The sequence below is a fragment of the Serratia sp. CoH_122_TC_1 genome (genome assembly GCF_058191755.1).
Map to the genome: position 1 here is coordinate 137759 of NZ_JBXWLA010000016.1, position 21612 is coordinate 159370.

Below are 21612 nucleotides of genomic sequence, written 5' to 3' on the forward strand. Positions count from 1 at the left end.
CGAAAAATAGCGCATCCGCGTGACTTTGGAGAGTGCATCTCATGAAACGGTTCATCCCGACCTTATTATTCAGTGCCCTGGTAACCAGTTATGGTGCGCAAGCGGTCACCCCAAAAGACACGCTGGTGGTGGTCAGTTCGCTGGAAGGCATCATCAGCCTGGATCCGGCGGAGAGCTTTGAAACCGTCAGTTCGGCCAACCTGGTCAATTTGTACCAGCGGTTACTTACGCCGGACCGAACCACACCGGAAAAACTGGCCCCGGAGCTGGCCAGTGGGTGGGTGGCGGGGGCGGACGGCCACAGCCTGATTTTTACCCTGAAGGCTAACCAACGCTTTGCTTCCGGTAACCCGGTGCGGCCCGAAGACGTGATTTTCTCGCTGGTGCGTGCGGTAAAGCTGAACAAGGCACCGTCGTTTATTCTCGGTGAGTTAGGCTGGACGCCGGATAATGTTGCGAGTCAACTGACGAAGCTGAGTGACAGCCAGTTGCGCGTGAGCTGGTCGGCCAGCATCGGCAGCGGGCTGGCGTTGCGGCTATTGACTGCACCAGTAGCGTCCATCGTCGATGAAAAGCTGTTGAATGAACACAGCCAACAGGGAGACTACGGCAACCTTTGGTTGCGCTCGAATTCCGCAGGGGCCGGCCCCTATCGTGTCAGCAACTATGTCCCGCATGAGGCACTGCTGTTCAGTCGCAACGACTACGCTCAACCGCAGGCAAAACTGAAAACGGTGCTGCTGAAGAATGTTAGCGATGCCGGGACTCGACGGTTATTGTTACTCAAGGGGGACGCAGACGTGGCCTATGACCTGGGGGCCGATCAGTTCAATTCGCTGCGTAAAGAACCGGGTATCCGCATAGAACAGCAGGACTCGGCCAAGGTCTATTACCTCGGTTTCAACACCGGCAGCAAACAGGTACCGGCGTTGAGTAACCCCGCCCTGTGGCAGGCGGCGCGCTGGCTGGTGGACTACCAGGCGATTGCTGACACCCTGTTGAAGGGGCAATACCGCGTCCATCAGGCATTTCTACCGCTGGGGCTGGACGGTGCCATCGACAATCAACCGTTCAGACTCGACGTGGACAAGGCCAAACGGATTTTGCATGACGCCGGGATCGCCGAAGGGACGCGCATTGATCTGATCGTCATCAACCAACCGCCGTATACCGATATAGCCCAAGCGTTGCAGGCCAGCTTTGCCAAGGCGAGTTTGCAATTGGCTATCCATCCGGTGGTGGAGAGTGACCTGTGGGGCAAAATGCGCAGCCGTGATTTCCAGGCCATTTTCACCTATTGGGGCGCCGATTATTTGGATCCAAACACCAACGCCAGCGCCTTCGCCTACAACGTGCCGGATGGGCCGAAAACCCTGGCTTGGCGTACCCAGTGGAATATCCCGGCGTTGAGTGCAGAAACTCGTGCGGCAGCGGCGGAAGGCGATGGCGCACAACGCGCTGCACGTTATGCCACACTTCAGCGCGAAGTGCAGGCCAGTTCCCCTTACGTCGTGGCGCTACAGGGGCAAACCCTGGTGGCTCTGCGCGATAACGTCAAAGACGCCAACGTGGATATCGCCAACAGCATGCTGTACCTGGATCGCGTGAGTAAGTAGTTCCCCACGGCACGGCTTTTGCAGGATGAGGTGTATTTACCGACTCGGGGATCCTGTCATGAGCCGTAATCACGCTTTCCCTTCTCGCGCCGGCGATTTTTTGCTGGCTTCAAAACGTTGTGAAATTACCCTGTTGCAGCAGCTGTTGCAGATGGGGAAGTTGGTTGGTCGGGTCAGCCAACTGATCCATGTGCTCCAGCGGGAACGCGGTACCGTCAATATTTACCTCTGTTCGCAAGGAGCGCTGTTCAGCGAGCGGCTAGCCGGACGCGCTCAGGACGTGGAGCAGGCCGAGCTTGAAGTGCAACGACAGTTGGCGCAGTTGGACGACAATAGCGCTCCGCTGGTCAGCGCCAGCCGTCTGTTCAGCCGTATTGCCTGCGCGTTGCATAATCTTACGGCTTTGCCTGAACTTCGCCGTCAAGTGCAGCAGCGGCAGATGTTGCAACCTGTGGCAATGAACACGTTCAATGACATCATTCACAGTTTGTTGGCGCTGGTATTCGAAGCGGCGGACGCCTGCGTGGATCCCAGAACGGCACGCGCTTTGATCGCTATGTTCAGCTTTATGCAGGGCAAGGAGTTGGCGGGGCAAGAGCGGGCGATCGGCTCGGCCGGTTTCGCCGCTATGCGTTTTGATAATACGGCACACCAACAACTTTTGATGCTTATTGAGGGACAGGAGCGCTGTTTTCATACCTTCAGTGAGTTTGCCGATCAATCCTCGTTAGACCAATGGCAACGTATGCAACAGCAGGATGACCGCGAATTTGAGCGCCTGCGTCGTATCGCGTGCACCCAATTGCAACTGAGCGATCGCGCTGATAGCAGCCTGCGTTGGTTCGAGATTACCAGTGCGCGTATCGATCTGATGAAGCACATTGAGGACCGGTTGGAAGAGGCACTGATGGCCAGTTGTCGCCATAGTCTGGCGCAGGCCCAGCGCGCGCTAGCGACGGATTGCGTGGGTGACGTTCCGCCGCAGGCGAAAGAAAGCTACGCAGTGTTCGTGGCCGCGCCCTTGGGGGATGCGTCGCCGCTGGTGGGGGACGGCATCAATCCACGTCTGGGACGCTCGATGCTGGAGCTGATCCAACAGCAGTCACAACGGTTACAGGTCTTGTCGGAGGAACTGGCAACGGCGCGGGCAACACTGCATGAGCGCAAAGAAATTGAGCGTGCCAAAGGGCTGCTGATGCAGCATCGGGGGCTGACGGAGGCACAGGCCCACCGGTTACTGCTCAACATGGCGATGAACCAAAATCGGCGGCTGATTGATATCGCCAACGCCATGCTGGCGATAGCGGATATTTTGCCACCGGCAGGAGATACTCCCTAAGGAGTATATGCACACAGTCAGTGCAGTTACTGCCTTGCGACTGTGCAGAAAAAACCACAATGCAAGGCGCGGTGGCGCGTTGCGCCGGAAAATCCACGGGTTACGGAGTTGGCACGTAAGCTGCATTAAATAAAACGTAACCCGGCCAATGGCGGTCGGGTTACCAATAATATTTTGGATAAAGGCGTCCTTTCAGCATGTTCACCCCAACGGTGGAATGTGCTGATGGGACGCCTTTTTTATTTTATCGCCTGATTGAAGGACTTGCTGATGACGCACACAAAACCCCCGGGGCTTAGCTTGACGCGCCGCCGTTTTCTGGCCGGTAGCGCGGCGCTGGGCGGCAGCATGATGTTGCCCGGTCTGATGAATGCTGCCTGGGCCGCAGGCTCTGACGCACCGGAGAAAAAAGAGATCCGCGTGGGCTTTATTCCTCTCACCGACTGCGCGTCTGTGGTGATGGCTGCGGTGAAACAGTTTGATCAGAAGTACGGCATCAAAATCATCCCAAGCAAGGAAGCCAGTTGGGCAGCGGTGCGCGATAAATTGCTGTCCGGCGAGCTGGATGCGGCGCACGTGTTGTACGGCATGGTTTATGGCCTGCAGCTGGGTGCCGCAGGGCCGCAGCATGATATGGCCGTGTTGATGACACTCAACAATAACGGTCAGGCGATTACGCTTTCCAATCAGTTGAAACAAGCCGGTGTCACCGATGCGGCGACGTTGAAAAAGGCTGTCGATGCCAGCGCCAAAGGGACTTATACCTTTGCCCAAACCTTCCCAACCGGTACCCACGCCATGTGGCTGTATTACTGGCTGGCGAACGCCGGTATCCATCCGTTTGATGACGTACGTAACGTCGTGGTGCCGCCGCCGCAGATGGTGATGAACATGAAGATCGGCAACATGAGCGGCTTCTGCGTAGGTGAGCCGTGGAACCAACGTGCGATTGCCGAGAACATCGGATTTACCGCGATCACCAGTCAGGATATTTGGCCCGATCATCCGGAAAAGGTGCTGGGTACGACAGGTAACTGGGTGGCGACTCACCCCAACAGTGCGCGTGCGCTGACCGCTGCGGTATTGGATGCCGCACGCTGGATCGACAGTTCAGATGCCACTCGCCAGGAAACGGCGAACACCGTGGCAGGGCGCGCCTATATCAATACCAAACCGGAAATCATTACCGGTCGCATGCTCGGTCAGTATCAAAACGGCCTGGGCAAGTCTTGGCAAGATGCCCACGCGATGCGCTTTTTCCACGATGGGGAGGTGAGCTATCCCTATTTGTCCGACGGTATGTGGTTCCTGACACAGCATCGGCGTTGGGGCCTGCTGAATACCGAACCTGATTATCTGGGCGTTGCCCAGAAAATAAACCGTATTGAGATCTACAAACAGGCAGCCAGCGCGGTGGGTGGGGTGAGTTTGCCCGCCAGCGATATGCGCACCAGCACGTTGTTTGACGGCAAACGATGGGACGGCAGCAATCCGGCGGAATACGCCAACGGTTTCACTTTAAAGCGCTGAGGTAACCAATGAAGAATCTGGCTGAACGGAGAGATATTCCTGTGTCATCAGGTGTGGAAGTCAGTGCGCAAATTGTGCCATTGAAGCGACCGAGCACTCCGTCGTCGCCGCGTGCTCCTCGTTGGCGTTTATACCTTCAGCGGTGTTTTCGTCGCGGGATACCTGCGCTTTTGGGGGTGATATTGACCTTGGTGGTGTGGCAAATAGCGGCGCTTAACAGCAAGGGGTTTCCTACGCCTTGGGCCACCTGGCAGGCGGCTCTGGTGCTGTTTGCCGATCCATTTTATTCCGCCGGGCCGAACGACCAGGGTATTGGCTGGAACGTGTTGGCTTCGTTGCAGCGCGTGGCGACGGGTTTTGGGCTGGCGGCGCTGGTGGGGATCCCTGCCGGCTTTCTGCTGGGGCGCTTTGCGTTTCTGGCCAACATGCTTAACCCGATCATTTCGCTGTTGCGCCCGGTGAGCCCATTGGCCTGGCTGCCGATTGGTCTGCTGCTGTTCCAACGTGCGGAACCGGCGTCAACATGGACCATTTTCATCTGTTCGATCTGGCCGATGATCCTCAATACCGCGGAAGGCGTCACGCGTATTCCGCAGGATTATCTCAACGTGGCGCGGGTGCTCAAGCTGTCGGAGTGGACGGTGATGCGCAAAATCCTTTTCCCGGCGGTGCTGCCTTACGTATTGACCGGCGTGCGCCTGTCGATAGGTATTGCCTGGCTGGTGATCGTGGCGGCAGAAATGCTGACCGGCGGCGTCGGCATCGGTTTTTGGATCTGGAATGAGTGGAACAACCTCAACGTCGAAAACATCATTATCGCCATCATTGTGATCGGCGTGGTCGGGTTGCTGCTAGAGCAGGGGCTGATGTTGTTGGCAAAACGTTTTAGCTATCAGAGTCGTTAAGGAGCACGCCATGAAACCCATTATTCAGGTCCAAAACGTCAGCCAGCGCTTTGCTACGCCACAAGGGGAATTTATCGCACTGGATAGGGTGAGTTTTGATATTCAGGCCGGAGAGACAGTCAGCCTGATCGGCCATTCCGGCTGTGGTAAATCAACCCTGCTGAACTTGATTGCCGGGCTTACGTTGCCCAGTGACGGCGTGCTGTTGTGCGATAACCAGCATATTACCGGGCCTGGCCCGGACCGGGGCGTCGTGTTTCAAAACCATTCGCTGCTGCCGTGGCTGACCACCTATGAGAACGTGGCGTTGGCGGTGCATCAGGTGTTTCGCCAAGAGATGAACCGCAGCGAAATGCGTGACTGGATCGAACACAACCTGGCGTTGGTGCACATGAGTCACGCGCTACACAAACGGCCACACGAAATTTCTGGCGGTATGAAACAACGCGTCGGCATTGCTCGCGCGCTGGCGATGAAACCCAAGGTACTTTTGATGGACGAACCCTTTGGTGCGCTGGATGCGCTGACCCGCGCACATTTGCAGGATGCGGTGATGGAAATCCAGCAGCGTTTGCATACCACCCTGGTGCTGATTACTCATGATGTGGACGAGGCGGTGCTGCTGTCGGATCGGGTATTGATGATGACCAATGGCCCCTCGGCCACCGTCGGCGAAATTCTGCACGTGGCACTGCCACGCCCACGCTCAAGGGTTGAGCTAGCGGACTCCCCGGACTATCACCATTACCGTCAGCAGGTGCTGAAGTTCCTTTATGAGAAGCACGCGAAAGCGGCATGAGAGCCAGAAGATGGACAAATCCAAACTGGTGGTGATTGGCAACGGCATGGCCGGTATGCGGTTGGTGGAAACCCTGTGCCAGCGAGTACCTGAGCGTTATGCCATCTCGGTAATTGGTGATGAGCCACGCGGCAATTACAACCGTATTTTGCTGTCACCCGTGCTGGCAGGAGACAAGACGTTTGCCGATACCCTGCTGCATGACGATGACTGGTATCGGCAACACCGTGTGCAACTGCTGTCTGGAGAGCCTGCGTTGAGGGTCGATCGGCAGCAAAAGTGCGTAATCACGGCCCGGCATCAACTGCCTTATGACCTGCTGGTGTTCGCTACCGGTTCGCGCCCGTTACGGCCCTCGGTAGAGGGGGGGACATTAAAGGGCATTTATGGCTTTCGCACGCTGGATGACGTTGAGGCAATGCTGAGTCACTGCGGCACAGGCAGACCAGCGTTGGTGGTAGGGGGCGGGGTTTTGGGTATTGAAGCGGCGGCGGCGCTGGCGCAGCGCGGCATGGGGGTCACCGTGGTGCACCGTGGCGAGCATTTGATGGAGCGGCAGTTAGACGCACACGCAGGACGGATGCTGCAACATACCTTGCGGCAACGGGGTATCGAATGCCGGTTGCGGTGTGAGGTTAACCAATTTCATGGCAGCGATCGGGTGAGCCGCGCCACGTTGAGCAATGGGCAACAACTGGACTGTGAACTGGTGGTCATTGCCATGGGTGTACGACCTGAGATCAGCCTTGCACAGGCTGCTGGACTGGCTTGCGATCGCGGCATTGCGATCAACGATCGGATGCAAACTGACGATCCCACCGTGTTCGCCATCGGTGAATGTGCCCAGTTTGGCAGCACAACCTTCGGCCTGGTGGCGCCTTGCTGGCAGCAGGCCGGGCTGTTGGCACAACAACTGAGTGGTGAATCAGTGGCGGGTTATCGACCGACCCCACTGCATACCCGTCTGAAGGTGAGCGGGATTGAAGTATTCAGCGCTGGGGAAATGGCGGCAGACGCGCAGACTGAGACTTATCACGCTGAAGATCCACAGGTGCAGCATTACCGTCGGTTGCTGGTACGTGACGGCAGATTACAGGGCGTGGTGCTGTATGGCGACGCTCAGGACAGCGCCTTTTATCTGCAACAGCTTAGCCAACCGGTTCAACAACCGGATGCCCTGTTGTTTGGCCATAGTGAACCTGAGGCGCCAATGGCGTCTGAAGAGAGGATTTCTGATATGCACAAACCCGTTCTGTTGGTTGCCGGACACGGCATGGTTGGGCATCACTTCCTGGAACAACTGGTTATTCGTGAGTTGCACCAGCAGTACCACATTGTGGTGTTTGGCGAAGAGCCGGTCGCGGCATATGACCGGGTACATTTGTCCGAGTTTTTTTCCGGCCGCAGTGCAGACTCGCTGTCAATGGTGGCGGCTGGCTTCTTCGAGCAGAACGGTATAGAGCTGCGCTTGGGACAGGCAGTTTGCGCTATCGATCGCCAACGTAAATGCGTGATTGATGCCGAAGGTCGTGAAACGGCCTATGACCAACTGGTACTGGCAACCGGTTCTTACCCCTTTGTTCCGCCCATTCCAGGCAACGACCGTCCGGGTTGCCTGGTTTACCGCACACTTGAGGATCTGGACGCCATTGCGGACTGCGCCAGCACTGCCCGCGTGGGGGTGGTGGTCGGCGGCGGCCTGCTCGGGTTGGAGGCCGCCAACGCGTTGCGCCAGCTTGGCTTGAACACCCACGTGGTCGAGTTTGCCCCGCGCCTGATGGGGGTACAGCTCGATGACGGTGGTGCAGCCATGCTGCGCAAAAAAATTGAAGCGTTGGGCGTCAGCGTGCATACCGGTAAACAAACGCAGGCGATTATTGACGGTTCGTTACACCGTCACTGCATGGTTTTTGCTGATGATGAACGCTTAGAGGCTGATTTAATTCTTTTTTCCGCCGGAATTCGTCCCCGTGACCAACTTGCTCGTGCTGCGGCGCTGGAGGTGGGCGCACGCGGTGGCATCGTGATCGATAGCCAGTGTCGAACCAGTGATGAGGCGATCTACGCCATCGGCGAATGTGCGTTGTGGAACGGGCAAATTTTCGGACTGGTGGCGCCGGGTTATCAGATGGCGCGTACGCTGGCGGATTGCTTGGCGGGGCACGATAGCGTGTTCTGCGGCGCGGACATGAGCACCAAACTGAAACTGTTGGGTGTCGAGGTTGCCTCGATCGGCGATGCCCACGGGCATACGCCGGGCAGCCAAAGTTACAATTGGGTCGATGGCCCGGCGCAGGTGTATAAAAAAATGGTCATCGATGCCGACGGTAAACGGTTACTGGGCGCGGTATTGGTAGGTGACAGCAGCGAATACAGCACACTACAGCAAATGATGCTCAATGATATGCCGTTGCCTGCCGCACCGGAAAGCCTGATTTTACCCACCTCGTCCGGGGTGATGCCGAAAGCACTGGGGGTATCGGCGCTGCCGGCAACGGCGCAGATTTGCTCCTGCCATAACGTCAGCAAGGCCAACATCAGCGACGCAGTGGCCCAAGGGTGTGGCGATTTGGCCGCGGTGAAAGCCTGCACCAAAGCGGGGACCGGCTGTGGCGGTTGCGCTGCACTGGTTAAACACGTGATGGAACATGAACTGCAGCAGCGTGGCGTGGTGGTAAAAAAAGACGTTTGCGAGCATTTCGCTTACTCACGCCAGGAGCTGTATCACCTGGTTCGCGTTGGCCATATCCGCACCTTTGATGAGCTCTTGGCCCGGCATGGTCATGGTCACGGCTGCGAAGTATGTAAACCACTGGTGGGATCTATTCTGGCGTCGTGTTGGAATGAGTATCTGCTCAAACCTCCGCATCTGCCCCTGCAAGATACCAACGACCGCTTCTTTGCCAATATCCAAAAAGACGGGACTTACTCGGTGGTGCCGCGGGTACCGGCCGGTGAAATAACCCCGGCAGGGCTGATCGCCATCGGTCAAATCGCTTTGCGCTATCAACTCTACACCAAGATTACCGGCGGCCAGCGGGTTGACATGTTTGGCGCACGATTGGAGCAATTACCGGAGATTTGGCAGCAATTGATCGACGCCGGGTTTGAAACCGGGCATGCCTACGGCAAGTCACTGCGCACGGTAAAATCTTGCGTTGGCTCCAGTTGGTGCCGCTATGGCGTGCAGGACTCTACCGCGCTGGCTATCGAACTGGAGCACCGTTACAAGGGGTTGCGATCGCCGCACAAAATCAAGATGGCGGTTTCCGGCTGCACCCGAGAGTGTGCGGAGGCGCAGAGCAAAGACGTTGGGGTCATAGCAACCGATAAAGGCTGGAACCTGTACCTGTGCGGCAACGGCGGCATGAAACCACGCCATGCAGATTTGTTTGCCAGCGATCTTGATACCGCCACGCTGATCCGTACGGTCGATCGTTTCCTGATGTTCTACATTCGTACTGCCGATCGCCTGCAGCGCACCAGCACCTGGATGGACAATCTGGAGGGGGGGCTGGACTACCTGCGTGAAGTGGTTTTGCAGGACAGCCTGGGGATCGGTAGCGAATTGGATGCCGAAATGGAAACTGTGGTCAGCCATTACCAATGTGAATGGCAAACCACGCTCGCCAGCCCGGATCGTCTGAAGCTGTTCCGTCCGTTTGTTAACAGCGAGCAGCCCGATGAGGCAATCGTCTGGCAGCCGGAGCGCGGGCAACGCCGTCCGGCTACGGGGGAGGAGCGTGGCCAAGTGATCGAGGTGCAAACGGCGCCGAACACAAAAGAACAATGGCTGGATATCTGCGCACTGGTGGATATTCCGGACAATACGGGAATTGCGGCCCGTCTGGGGCAGCGGCAAATCGCCCTGTTTAATTTACCGGGCAGCGGTGTTTATGCGCTGGCTAACCAAGAGCCTGACAGTGACGCCAATGTGCTGGCACGCGGGTTGCTCGGCGACGTGGGGGGCGAGCCCGTCGTGATTTCCCCGCTGTACAAACAACGTTTCCGCCTGAGCGACGGCATCTGCGTGGATAATGCCGAACGCAGGGTCACCGCCTGGCCGGTAAAGGTGGAGGCAGACCGAGTGTGGGTGTGTAGCACGCCATTGGGGGTACGGAGTGCGTTGCCCGAAACGCTGGACGTAACATCATGACCGCCGTGCATTGCACCACCTGTCCTTACTGCGGGGTTGGCTGTGGGGTGACTATAGCGCAGCAGAACAACGGTGCGTTGACGATTGGCGGTGATACTGCGCACCCGGCCAATCAGGGGAGGCTCTGTGTAAAAGGCAGTGCGCTGGGTGAAACGCTGGATCTGGCGGGCCGCCTGCTGCAACCGCAGGTCGATGGCCAATCTGCCACCTGGGAGCGGGCGCTTGGGCAAGTGGCGCAGCGTTTTAACCATATTATTGAACAACATGGGCCACAGGCCGTGGCGTTTTATGCCTCCGGCCAACTGCTGACCGAAGACTATTATGTGGCGAACAAACTGATGAAGGGATTCATTGGTGCGGCCAATATCGACACCAACTCCCGGTTGTGTATGGCATCTGCCGTGGTCGGCTACAAGCGAGCATTTGGTGGCGATGCCGTGCCCTGTTGTTATGAAGATATCGAACAGGCGGATTTGGTGATATTGACCGGCTCTAACACTGCGTGGGCGCACCCGGTGGTCTATCAGCGTCTGGTGAAAGCGCGGCAGCAACGCCCGCAGATGCGGGTGGTGGTGATTGACCCACGAGAGACGGCAACCTGTGATATTGCCGACGTACATTTGCCGCTGCAGCCCGGCACTGACGCCGCGTTATTTACGGGCGCACTGCGTTGGTTGGTTGAACAGGACGGCCTGGATAGCGCCTTTTTGCAACAGCATGCCAGTGGCACAGAGGCGACATTGGCAGCGGCAGCAGAGTGGACGCCGCAGCGGGTCGCAGAGTTTTGCGGATTGCCGCTGCGGACAGTACTGACGTTTTTCCAATTGCTGACCACGTCCTACAACTGGGTGACGCTTTATTCGATGGGCATTAACCAGTCCGCAAGTGGTGCGGATAAATGCAATGCGATTATCAACCTGCACCTGGCGGGGGGACGCATTGGTCGGGCTGGCAGCGGACCGTTTTCGATAACCGGTCAACCCAATGCCATGGGCGGACGCGAAGTGGGTGGGTTAGCCAATCAACTGGCAGCGCATATGGGATTTAGTGCCGAAGAGACCGACCGGGTACAACGTTTTTGGCAATCACCCCGCATCGCCCGCCAGCCGGGGCTGAATGCGGTGGCGTTGTTTCAGGCGATAGCGGCCGGGCAGGTGAAAGCGGTGTGGATCATGGGCACCAACCCGGCGGTCTCTCTGCCCGATGCCGATGCCGTACGGCAGGCGCTGAAGCAATGCCCGCTGGTGGTGGTATCCGACGTAATGGCAATGACCGATACCGCCGAGTTGGCGCATATTCGCTTGCCGGCGCTGGCCTGGGGGGAAAAAGAGGGCAGCGTGACTAACTCCGAACGCTGCATTTCACGCCAGCGTGCTTTTCTGTCGCCACCGGGACAAGCCCGGGCTGACTGGTGGATCCTCAGCCAGGTTGCGCAACGTATGGGTTATGGTGAGGCATTTGGTTACCAGCATCCGTCAGAGATTTTCAGCGAACATGCAGCACTGTCCGCATTTGAAAATAACGGGACGCGCGCGTTTGACATCGGCCTGTTGGCGGGATGGGATAAGCAGCAATGGTTAGGCATGACGCCGGTGCAGTGGCCGGTGAATGAACAACATCCTGCCGGTTGCCTGCGCTTGTTTGGTGATAAGCGATTTTTCCACGCTGACGGCAAGGCGCGATTACTGCCGGTGACGCCGCGCCTGCCGCAAAATGCGGTATCGCAGCGCTATCCACTGGTACTGAATACGGGGCGTATCCGCGATCAATGGCACACCATGACACGCACCGGTAAAGCGGCGCGGCTGATGCGCCATTTGAGCGAACCTTTCTGTGAAATACATCCACAGGACGCCGCCGAGTTGGGGATTGCTGACAGCAGCGTGGTACGGCTCAGCTCTCCGCATGGCTGGATGCTGGCACGAGCGCAGTGCAGCCCAGGGCAACGTCGCGGCAGCGTGTTCGTTCCTATGCACTGGAACGGCCAATTTACCGGACAGGGGCGGGTTGACAGCCTGATCCCACCCGTGGTGGATGCCGATTCCGGGCAGCCAGAAAGCAAACATGCGCCGGTGCGAGTAAGCCCGTGGCCAGTGAGTTGGCAGGCGGAGATTTTTTTGCGTGCTGAGGTAGCCGCGCCCAAGGGCATTTACTGGAGCCGGGTCGCGCAGGACGGCTTGACGCACTACATCATGGCTGGGCAGCAACCGGTTGAAGATTGGCAAGCCTGGTTACAGCAGCATTTCACGTTGGCGGGCCTGACATTGCAAACGGCACAGCTGGCACAGCGGGGTCTGCATCTGATTGGCTGGCGGCAAGGCGAGGTGCAATTGGCGTTTTATGCCCGCCAGCATGCACCCGCGCTCGATCGACCGGCGATCCTTACTGCGTTTAAACAGGCACCCGCCAGCGGACCGCAACGGCTGGCGCTGCTGGCAGGGCGTGGAGCCGCCGATCAACCTGCGGCGGGTGCGACGGTTTGTAGCTGCTTTGGCGTAGGGGAAAATCGCATCATTGCGGCGATCCAGTCAGGGTGTCATAGCGCGAAGGCGTTGGGAGCCAGCCTGCAATGCGGCACCCATTGCGGTTCTTGTCTGCCAGAACTGAAAAAACTGATTCAACAGCATGCGTCCCAACGGGTAGCTTAGCGGAGGTGTCGATATGAACGTGATTGATAAACTGCTGTGTGCCGGGGACAGGCAACAGCCGGTACGTGGCGGTGAGGTATGGCTGGTGGGGGCCGGACCAGGGGATGCCGAGCTGCTGACCTTGAAAGCGCTGCGGGTGATCCGCCAGGCGGATGTGGTGGTGTTCGATCGCCTGGTTTCCCCGGCGGTAATGGCATTGCTGCCGCTGGAGACGTTGCGAATCGACGTGGGTAAATCCATGGGGTGCCACACCCTGTCGCAAGTGGAGATCGAACACCTGCTGGTGGAACTGGCGCAGGCGGGTAATCGGGTGGTGCGGTTGAAAGGAGGGGACCCCTTTATTTTTGGCCGTGGCGGGGAAGAAATGGTGCAATTACAGCGCCATGGCGTGCCGTGTCATGTGGTACCGGGTATTACCGCTGCCAGCGGATGTGCGGCGGCGAGCGGTATTCCGCTGACCCATCGCGACTACGCGCAATCGGTGCGTTTTGTCACTGGACATTGCCGCAGCGGTGAAGTGGATCTGGATTGGCAAAGCCTTGTTACCGCAGGCCAGACGCTGGTGTTTTATATGGGGCTGACCCTGAGTGAAACCATTGCGGCACAGCTGATACGCCATGGCATGGCGGGACAGACCCCCTTGGCTATCATTGAGCGCGGTACGCAACCGCAACAGCGAGTATTAATCGGTACTTTGTCCTCACTACCGGCGTTGATCGTCAATCAGCGGCCTATGTCACCCAGCCTGCTGGTGATTGGTGAGGTGGTCAGTCTGCACCGCCCTGTGACGGTCAACGCTGTGCGGCCCCAAAAGGCGCGGGCCTTTAGCCCTCTATTGGCCGAAGCGGCCGATAATGCCCGCACCGCCCTTGGCGTGGCCCTGTAGTTTTTCCAGTAGCTGTTCACGGGTTAATCCGGGGCCAAGTGCATGCGGGGGGAGATCGGTGGCGATCAGCACAAACGTGTAGTGATGCAGCCCAGAGCCAGCGGGCGGGCATGGGCCATGATAAACCGCGGTACCCGGTGAGTTTTTGCCACCGACAAAGCCTTTGCCTTGGGTGAGATCGCCTTCAGCGAATCCGTTGATGCTGGCAGGGATGCCATAGGCGACTAAATGGCTGACGCCCAGACCGGCTTTGCCTTCTGGATCGGACAGCAACAAGGCGAAGCTTTTGGTGCCTACGGGTGGGTTGGCCCAGCTTAGCGGTGGAGAAACGTTATCGCCGGTACAGCTGGCGTTGCCAGGGGTGGCGCCGGCATATTTCTGCGCCAGCATACCGTTATCCTGAAACGCCGGTGAGCTGAGGGTAAAGGTGCTGGCGGCTTGCGCCGCAAAGGGTAACGAACCCGTAAATATCACGCTGAGCGCGAGTGCGGATAAACCACGACCGATCATACAGCCTCCTGTGTTTGCTTAAATAAAGCATAGTGGCGCAGAGGCTTGCCCGCTATAACAGCCGGATCAACAGTCGGCTATAACAGTGGCCAAAGGGGAGAGCCTGTCTGCCATTGGGGTGAAATAAGCTGAAATTAAGGAATTTCCCTTGATGAAGGTCACGATGCCCATGTCGGCCATCGATAATAGAATCCACCAACCTGAAATGGCCAGATAAAGGCCAAATGGCAGCGGGGAATGCCCGTCGGTTTTGCGCAATAAACAGGCCAAAACCGTGGTGCACAGAGCGGCGGCGGCCGCGACGGTGACCAGCACCGGTAACGCAGCCCATCCCGTCCAGGCACCCAATGCCGCCAGCAGTTTAAAATCGCCTTGGCCGATGCCGTCAGTTTTACGTTTGCATCTATAGGCCGCATTGAGCAGCCACAGCGACAGGTAACCGGCGATTGCGCCCGTGACCGCCTCACTCAGCGAGGTAAAGTAACCCTGCTGGTTAACCCACAATCCGGCCCACAGTAACGGTTGTGTCAAGCGATCGGGCAGTAAGCGGTATTGCCAGTCGATGAACGCCAGTGCGAGCAAGAGGGCGGCCGCCGACAGTAAGAAGAACCCTTGTGGTAGCGCGATACTGAAAGGCAGTGCCGCCATGCCGGCACCCAGGGCGATCCACCAGACCCACCGTATTTTCGGGGGGGATGGCGGTGGCGTAAGCCCCTGTGACAGTAAATCAATCAGCCGTATTGCTGCCGCGGCCGGAAGGAGCATCGCCAGGATAAACAAGCTGCGATACCAGAGCTCGAACGGTGGCCCACTAAACATAAAATGTCCCTGCTGAACTGAACGTAGTGTTCAAAATAGCGGCAAAACCCGGTGGGAAGGGAGTGAATGATTTGCCGTTTTTCAGTCTTGCGAGGTGGGCCGCAACGTGTTGCACTTGGCAGCGCAAACGCGCTGAGGTTTTAAATTAATATTGGTAATCAGTGTTTTGATATGATTTTGTATTTTGGTGTGCGTTTTTTTTAGGCAAAATTGAGAGTGAAATAAAGTGAATTTTACCCTTTGGGTTGGGGGGATGAAAGCCGTAGCCCGAAGACGGCAACTTCTTCTTGCCGAGTGGTGCTTTGTGTGACGGTGTCACAATGCCAAATGAGGTTTATCCGATTGTTTCTCATCAGAAACCGATTAGACTTTGGGTTTTACGATGCACTTTGGTGTCCCGGCACCCGGCAGAGAAACGCCCTCTGTTCAGCCAGTGTGTGATCCTTGGGGTGTCTGTTGCCTGGAGTGGCTGCAGCAAAAAAAGGTTTATGCGCCAAGCCTTCTGGATGAGGCGGCGGCGACTGCGTAATGACAGACGTTATACAAAAAGCACGTTGTACAATGAGAGAAGCCGTTCATGTCCTCTCCCGCCTTGCTGGTTGTTCACCGGCCGCGTGGTTGTTGGGGGCGTTTGCCTGTGCGTTACCCGCCTATGCCGAGTCCCCGCCAGCGCCAGACACCGTGACCCCACAACCCACCGCGGACGATAGTCTTCCTGAGCTGGGCAGCAACACGTCGAATGATGCCGAACGCGAGAAAGAGTGGGCCACCATGGCCAAGCAGTTGGGGGAACGTAATCTTAATAACGTTTCGGGCCAGCAGGTGCGTGCCCGTGCCGAAAACTATGCCGTGGGCCAAGCCAGTGATGTATTGCAACAACAGGCTCAGGAATTGCTCTCTCCACTGGGGACCGCAAAACTGTCGTTGGCCATGTCCGATCGCGGGGATTTTGCCGGCAGCAGCGGGCAGCTGTTCAGCCCGCTTTATGATGTCAACGGCCTGCTGACCTACAGCCAGATAGGTTTGCTGCAGCAAACGGGCGGTTCGCTCGGCAATCTTGGCGTTGGGCAGCGCTGGGTCGCTGGCGATTGGTTACTCGGGTATAACACGGTGCTCGACAGCGATTTCGAACGTCATCACAACCGCGCCAGCTTGGGAGCGGAGGCCTGGGGCGATTTCCTGCGTTTCTCAGCAAACTATTACTACCCGTTATCAGCCCTGGCGCAACAGGCCGATAACGCGGAGTTTCTTAGCCGGCCGGCGAAGGGCTATGACATTACTACGCAAGGCTACCTGCCATTTTATCGCCAGATTGGTGGCTCGCTCAGCTATGAGCAGTATTGGGGAGAGAATGTCGATCTGTTTGGCAGCGGTAAAAAGCAAAATGACCCGCGGGCTATGCAGTTGGGGGTAAATTACACCCCGGTTCCCTTGGTCACGGTGAAAGCGTTGCATAAGATGGGTGAGGGTGGCGTGAGTCAGGATCAGGTCGAGTTGGCGCTAAGTTATCGGCTCGGCGTGCCCTTGGTGAAACAGATATCGCCAGAATATGTTGCGCAGGCCAAGTCGTTACGCGGCAGCCGTTATGACAACATCGAGCGCAAAAATGTGCCGGTGATGGCGTTCCGCCAGCGCAAAACGCTACAGGTGTTCCTGGCGACACCCCCCTGGCAACTGAATCCGGGGGAAACGCTGCCGTTGGTCTTGGAAATTAAAACCACCAACAAGATCACCCACGTCAGCTGGCAGGGAGACACCCAGGCCTTGAGCTTGACGCCGTCACAAAACAGTAACGATCCGCATGGATGGAGCCTGATTGTGCCGCAATGGGATGACGCACCGGGTGCCAGCAACAGTTACCGTTTATCGGTTACGCTGGAGGATGACAAGCACCAGTTGGTAACCTCAAACTGGATCCAACTGCAGGTGACAACGCCTTTGACGCTGTCTGCCGGTAACAAGGAAGGTCTGCCACCGGCAAAAATACTGCAAACGCCGGCTATCCCGGCAGAGACTGGGCCGTTATACGGCGATAACTAACCGTTCTTGCCCTGTAATACCCATACTGCGGCCTCAACGCGCGACTTCAGCTTCATTTTTTTTAAGAGGTGCTTAACGTGCACCTTGACGGTGCTCTCAGTGATGGTCAATTTGCGTGCGATCATTTTATTCGGCAGGCCTTGAGCGATCAGCTTAAGAATGTCGCGTTCGCGCGGCGTGAGTTGCTGGATATCGCGCTCGGCGCTGGGGCGGTTCTCACGCAGGCTGGCGGCCAGAATGGGCGTTAAGGCTTCGCTGAGTACCATTTGACCGGTCGCCGCCTGATGCAAAGCTTTCAGCAACTCTTCCGGTTCCATGTCTTTAAGCAGATAGCCATCGGCGCCGCGTTTTAGCGCGCTGACGACATCATCTTCATGATTCGAGACGCTAAACACGACAATGCGTCCGGAGAGTGCGGTCATTCGCAAACGATCCAGCGTTTCCAACCCGTTGATACCCGGCATGTTGAGGTCAAGCAGGATCAGATCAGGATCGTGCTCTTCGGCCAGTGTGACGCCTTGTTCACCATTACCGGCCTCGGCGATCACCTGCAGGCGCGGATCCATGCCGATGAGCTGTTTTACGCCGTTACGCAGCATTGGGTGGTCGTCAATCAGTAAAATGGTGGCGGCAGTTTCAGTTGTCATGTTTTCTCCCATGAGAGCCGATTGGGATCGGCTCTTAGTCGATGGCGTGGTTGTCCGGTTTGAATACCACCCGGACTTCAGTGCCGCCGCCGTTGCAGGGCAGTATTTCGCAGCGGCCGTGCAGGCTTTTGGCGCGATCGCGCATAATTATCAGGCCGTAATGATCAGGGCGGGCGGTATTTTCCGGCAGCCCACGACCGTTATCACTGACACTCAGGGTCACTTCCCCTCGTTGATTGATGACCTGAATGTTCACCCGGCTAGCCTGGGCATGTTTGTGGATGTTACTTAAGGCTTCGCGGGCAATCTGCAACAGGTGGATGGCCTGATACGCAGGCACTGTACGTGGCGTTAATTGATAATCGAGGTTGATGGTGATGCCGAGCCGTTGGCTAAATTCCTGAACCGTCGACTGCAATGCCGCCAGCAGCCCCGGCTCGGTTAACCGTAGACGGAACGTGGTCAGCAATTCGCGCAGTTGCCGATAGGCAATGTTCAGTTCTTCGCGCATTTGCTGAACCAGCGCCAAATTCGCCGGTGAGAGCTCGGCCCCTTGCATTTGCAGGCAACTGGTTTGCATCTTCAAACATGACAGCGACTGGGCAATGGAATCATGCAGTTCGCGCGCTATCGCTGCGCGTTCCTCCATCAGCATGAGCTGTTGTTGATGGTCAACCTGGCGCTCAATAGCCAGCACGCTGGTCAACTGCTCAACCAGGGTGTTGATCAACTGCTGGTGGTCGTCGTTCAGCGGCTGCTGTGACGTATGTTGCGCGATAATGACGCCGTAATCTCCCAGCTTGTCGCTCAGGCTCCAGCTCAGTAAAGGGAGATCGGCGTGCTGTGGGCTGTCATCGCTGAGACAAGCGCTACATACCGGGTTGTTGCAGTATTCCGGTCGAAGCGGCTGGTTGCCGCTCAATTGGACAAACTGTTCTTGGCTGTTGTTTTCGTACAATCGCACCTGAATGGCACGTAATGGCGTCAGGGCTTGCAGCTTATTGAGGATGGGCGTCAGTCGGCTGCACAGCGGTTCATTGGCGTGTAATTGGCGGCTGGCACAATACAAAAAACTCAACACCTGATTTTTTTGCTGCAGGTCGGCGGTTTTTTCCGCAACGCGTTGTTCTAGCCCGTTATACATTGTGGCCAATTCGTCGGACATGGTGTTCAACGCGCCGCCCAGCGAGGCCATTTCATCCTGATGGCCGCGTTGAGCAAAGCGTCGACTAAAATCGCCACGGCCTGCTGACAGCGCCATCTCCACCAGTTGGCGCCACGGGTGCAGCAGGCGACGGCGCAGATAGCAAATGGTGCCGACCAAAAGCAGCAATGTCAGTACGATAAACACCGCCTGCACCAGGGTGACTGTCAACAGCCGGCGTTCGGTGTGATGGTCGATATCGGAAACCAGCGTATCCAGCAGTGACACGAAATGCGCAACCTGGGCGGCAGCCTCTGCTGGCCGCTGGGCATTGCGCAGCTGTGGCAACAGCGTTAATTGCCAGTAATTGTGCAGTGCCTGAAATTGTTCGGTCAGTTGCTCTTGTTGTACCGAACGCTGCAAATCAGGGCTGTTTGCGTCCTGATCCAGTTCGCGAATCAGCGCTTCGCTGTGGGCATTCAAAGGCACTTGTGCCAACAGACGGTAACTTTGCATACGTAAGGAACCGGCTTTATTGATGGCGTGCGCATTGCCTTGAATGCTTTGCGACATCCAGGCAGAAATGCTCATGCCAGCAACGCCCAATATGCCCAGAAGCAGCATTAATATAGCTACCTGGTTAACGATGGAAAGCGGAGCTAACAGGCGTTTCATAGGTTTTGGATCCCCGGCGGTAACGCAATGCAACAACTGGAAACCTGAGTGCAGGAGCAGGTGATGCCAGTGAATAGAGTAACGATTCAGCATTATTTTTCATTATCCCCGCGCATAACCCCATACCTCTAACGAAGTACCCCCTAGTTTCCTGGCTGGGCTGCGGATGCATCAGGATGACATCGGGTATTTTTTAATCTTTTGATTTGTATTGTTTTTGCGGGAAAGCGCCCCTTACTCATAAAGGGCTGGTGGGGATTTTCCGCGCGTTTGCTACCTGCATCCGGGTTGATTTACATCAACTTTGCCGGGGGGATCGCCGCCTAGGGTGGGCGGAATTATCACCCTGTGTCTGAGGTTTTTATGTCGCAATCTGCAACGTCATTATCAAAAAAAACAGGCGCGGTTATTCAGGACTGGCAGCCTGAGGATGCCGCATTCTGGCAACAGCGCGGTCAACGCGTTGCCAACCGCAACCTGTGGATTTCCATTCCCTGCCTACTGTTGGCTTTCTGCGTTTGGATGTTGTTCAGCGCGGTGGCGGTTAATCTGAACAAAGTCGGTTTCAATTTCACTACCGATCAGCTGTTTTTACTCACCGCGTTACCTTCTGTGTCGGGTGCTATTCTGCGTGTGCCTTATTCGTTTGTTATCCCGCTGTTCGGTGGGCGCCGTTGGACGGCGATCAGCACCTGTTTTCTGTTGATACCCTGCCTGTGGCTGGGGTTTGCCGTGCAAGACGCCACCACCCCTTATGGCGTGTTTGTCATCATCGCGTTGTTGTGCGGTTTTGCTGGCGCCAACTTTGCTTCCAGCATGGCCAACATCAGCTTCTTTTTCCCTAAAGCACGGCAAGGGGGCGCCCTGGGGCTCAATGGCGGTTTGGGCAATTTAGGCGTTAGCGTGATGCAGCTGGTCGCCCCACTGGTGATCTCCGTGGCCATATTCGGCGTATTTGGCGGTACTGGCCAAACACAACCGGACGGCAGTCAGCTGTGGTTGGAAAATGCGGCCTGGATTTGGGTACCGTTCTTGTTGATAGGTACATTGTTCGCATGGTTTGGCATGAACGATCTGGCGGCCTCCAAAGCGTCGCTGCGTCAGCAGTTACCGGTGCTTAAACGCGGTCATCTGTGGGTGTTGAGCCTGTTGTATCTGGCAACCTTCGGGTCCTTTATCGGTTTTTCCGCCGGCTTCGCCATGCTGTCTAAAACACAATTCCCGGACGTTGTGATTCTGCATTATGCTTTCTTCGGTCCCTTCCTTGGTGCTTTAGCTCGTCCTGTGGGCGGGGCGCTGTCCGATCGCTTTGGCGGCATTCGCGTCACGCTGATTAACTTCATATTGATGGCGGTGTTTGCCGCATTGCTGTTCCTGACCTTACCGGGTGCCGGTGATAGCGGTTCATTTATGGCTTTTTACGGCGTATTCATGTTGTTGTTCCTGACAGCCGGTTTGGGCAGCGGCTCGACTTTCCAGATGATTGCCGTGATCTTTCGGAAAATCACCGTCGAACGGGTTAAAGCTAGCGGCGGCAGCGACGAGAGTGCACAGCGTGAGGCGGTCACCGATTCTGCGGCGGCGCTGGGGTTTATCTCGGCAATAGGCGCCGCTGGCGGCTTCTTTATTCCGCAGGCATTCGGTACTTCGCTCGCGCTGACGGGCTCACCAGCAGGGGCGATGAAAGTCTTCCTGGTATTCTATGTGCTCTGTGTTGTGATCACTTGGGTGGTCTACGGTCGTAAAAAGTAATCACACGTTCGGATAATGTTGGCCACGTAGGTTTTTTTAGCGAGTTCAACGCTCTTTTCGGTCGATAAGCGCGCGAAGCACCATGAGGCTCATGCGCCTCGACCGAGCAAGGGGCCGTAAGCGCGGCCCCTTGCAACCCGCGCTCT

Annotated in this window: 14 protein-coding genes; 10 read left to right on the forward strand and 4 right to left on the reverse strand. The window is 56.9% G+C overall.

What is annotated here, in order from left to right; translation table 11 throughout:
• The first annotated feature begins 41 nt into the window (after positions 1–41).
• From AC2FC2_RS20040 to cobA, 8 genes are all read left to right on the forward strand, one after another.
• Entirely contained in the window at positions 42–1616 is a 1575-nt protein-coding gene (locus AC2FC2_RS20040) for an ABC transporter substrate-binding protein (protein WP_490659780.1), read from the forward strand.
• A 58-nt stretch (positions 1617–1674) separates the two neighbouring features.
• Positions 1675–2955, forward strand: coding sequence for a nitrate- and nitrite sensing domain-containing protein (locus tag AC2FC2_RS20045; RefSeq protein ID WP_490659781.1), 1281 nt, complete (start codon positions 1675–1677; stop codon positions 2953–2955).
• 270 nt (positions 2956–3225) lie between these two features.
• On the forward strand, positions 3226–4485 hold the full coding sequence (locus AC2FC2_RS20050) for a CmpA/NrtA family ABC transporter substrate-binding protein (protein WP_209635426.1): 1260 nt from the start codon (positions 3226–3228) through the stop codon (positions 4483–4485).
• Between the two features lie 8 nt (positions 4486–4493).
• Complete coding sequence (gene ntrB / locus AC2FC2_RS20055) at positions 4494–5390, forward strand: nitrate ABC transporter permease (protein ID WP_490308158.1); 897 nt, start codon at positions 4494–4496, stop codon at positions 5388–5390.
• A gap of 10 nt (positions 5391–5400) precedes the next feature.
• The gene (locus AC2FC2_RS20060; RefSeq protein ID WP_404759371.1) at positions 5401–6189 is read left to right on the forward strand and encodes an ABC transporter ATP-binding protein; all 789 of its coding nucleotides are present in this window, start codon (positions 5401–5403) and stop codon (positions 6187–6189) included.
• Positions 6190–6199: 10 nt separating this feature from the next.
• The gene (gene nirB / locus AC2FC2_RS20065) at positions 6200–10345 is read left to right on the forward strand and encodes a nitrite reductase large subunit NirB (protein ID WP_490659782.1); all 4146 of its coding nucleotides are present in this window, start codon (positions 6200–6202) and stop codon (positions 10343–10345) included.
• On the forward strand, positions 10342–12993 hold the full coding sequence (locus AC2FC2_RS20070; protein WP_490659783.1) for a nitrate reductase: 2652 nt from the start codon (positions 10342–10344) through the stop codon (positions 12991–12993). The genes nirB and AC2FC2_RS20070 overlap by 4 nt, the downstream gene beginning before the upstream one ends.
• 13 nt (positions 12994–13006) lie before the next feature.
• Positions 13007–13879, forward strand: coding sequence for a uroporphyrinogen-III C-methyltransferase (cobA, locus tag AC2FC2_RS20075; protein WP_209635415.1), 873 nt, complete (start codon positions 13007–13009; stop codon positions 13877–13879).
• Here cobA and AC2FC2_RS20080 read toward each other — a convergent pair.
• Complete coding sequence (locus AC2FC2_RS20080; protein WP_404759374.1) at positions 13826–14389, reverse strand: YbhB/YbcL family Raf kinase inhibitor-like protein; 564 nt, start codon at positions 14387–14389, stop codon at positions 13826–13828. The genes cobA and AC2FC2_RS20080 overlap by 54 nt on opposite strands.
• Positions 14390–14455: 66 nt before the next feature.
• Entirely contained in the window at positions 14456–15208 is a 753-nt protein-coding gene (locus AC2FC2_RS20085) for a prepilin peptidase (protein ID WP_265553793.1), read from the reverse strand.
• Positions 15209–15736: 528 nt separating this feature from the next.
• Here AC2FC2_RS20085 and AC2FC2_RS20090 point away from each other — a divergent pair.
• Positions 15737–17248, forward strand: a complete 1512-nt coding sequence (locus AC2FC2_RS20090) for a YchO/YchP family invasin (protein WP_490659784.1) — start codon at positions 15737–15739, stop codon at positions 17246–17248.
• On the opposite strand, the gene narL is transcribed toward AC2FC2_RS20090, so the two are convergent.
• Both narL and narX read right to left on the reverse strand, forming a co-directional pair.
• Complete coding sequence (gene narL / locus AC2FC2_RS20095; protein ID WP_209635406.1) at positions 17245–17895, reverse strand: two-component system response regulator NarL; 651 nt, start codon at positions 17893–17895, stop codon at positions 17245–17247. The two genes, AC2FC2_RS20090 and narL, sit on opposite strands and share 4 nt — an antisense overlap.
• 34 nt (positions 17896–17929) lie before the next feature.
• Complete coding sequence (gene narX, locus AC2FC2_RS20100; protein ID WP_209635404.1) at positions 17930–19714, reverse strand: nitrate/nitrite two-component system sensor histidine kinase NarX; 1785 nt, start codon at positions 19712–19714, stop codon at positions 17930–17932.
• A gap of 363 nt (positions 19715–20077) precedes the next feature.
• On the opposite strand from narX, the gene AC2FC2_RS20105 reads away from it, so the two are divergent.
• Positions 20078–21466: a NarK family nitrate/nitrite MFS transporter gene (locus AC2FC2_RS20105; RefSeq protein WP_209635403.1), complete on the forward strand. Its 1389-nt coding sequence runs from the start codon at positions 20078–20080 to the stop codon at positions 21464–21466.
• Positions 21467–21612: the final 146 nt, after the last annotated feature.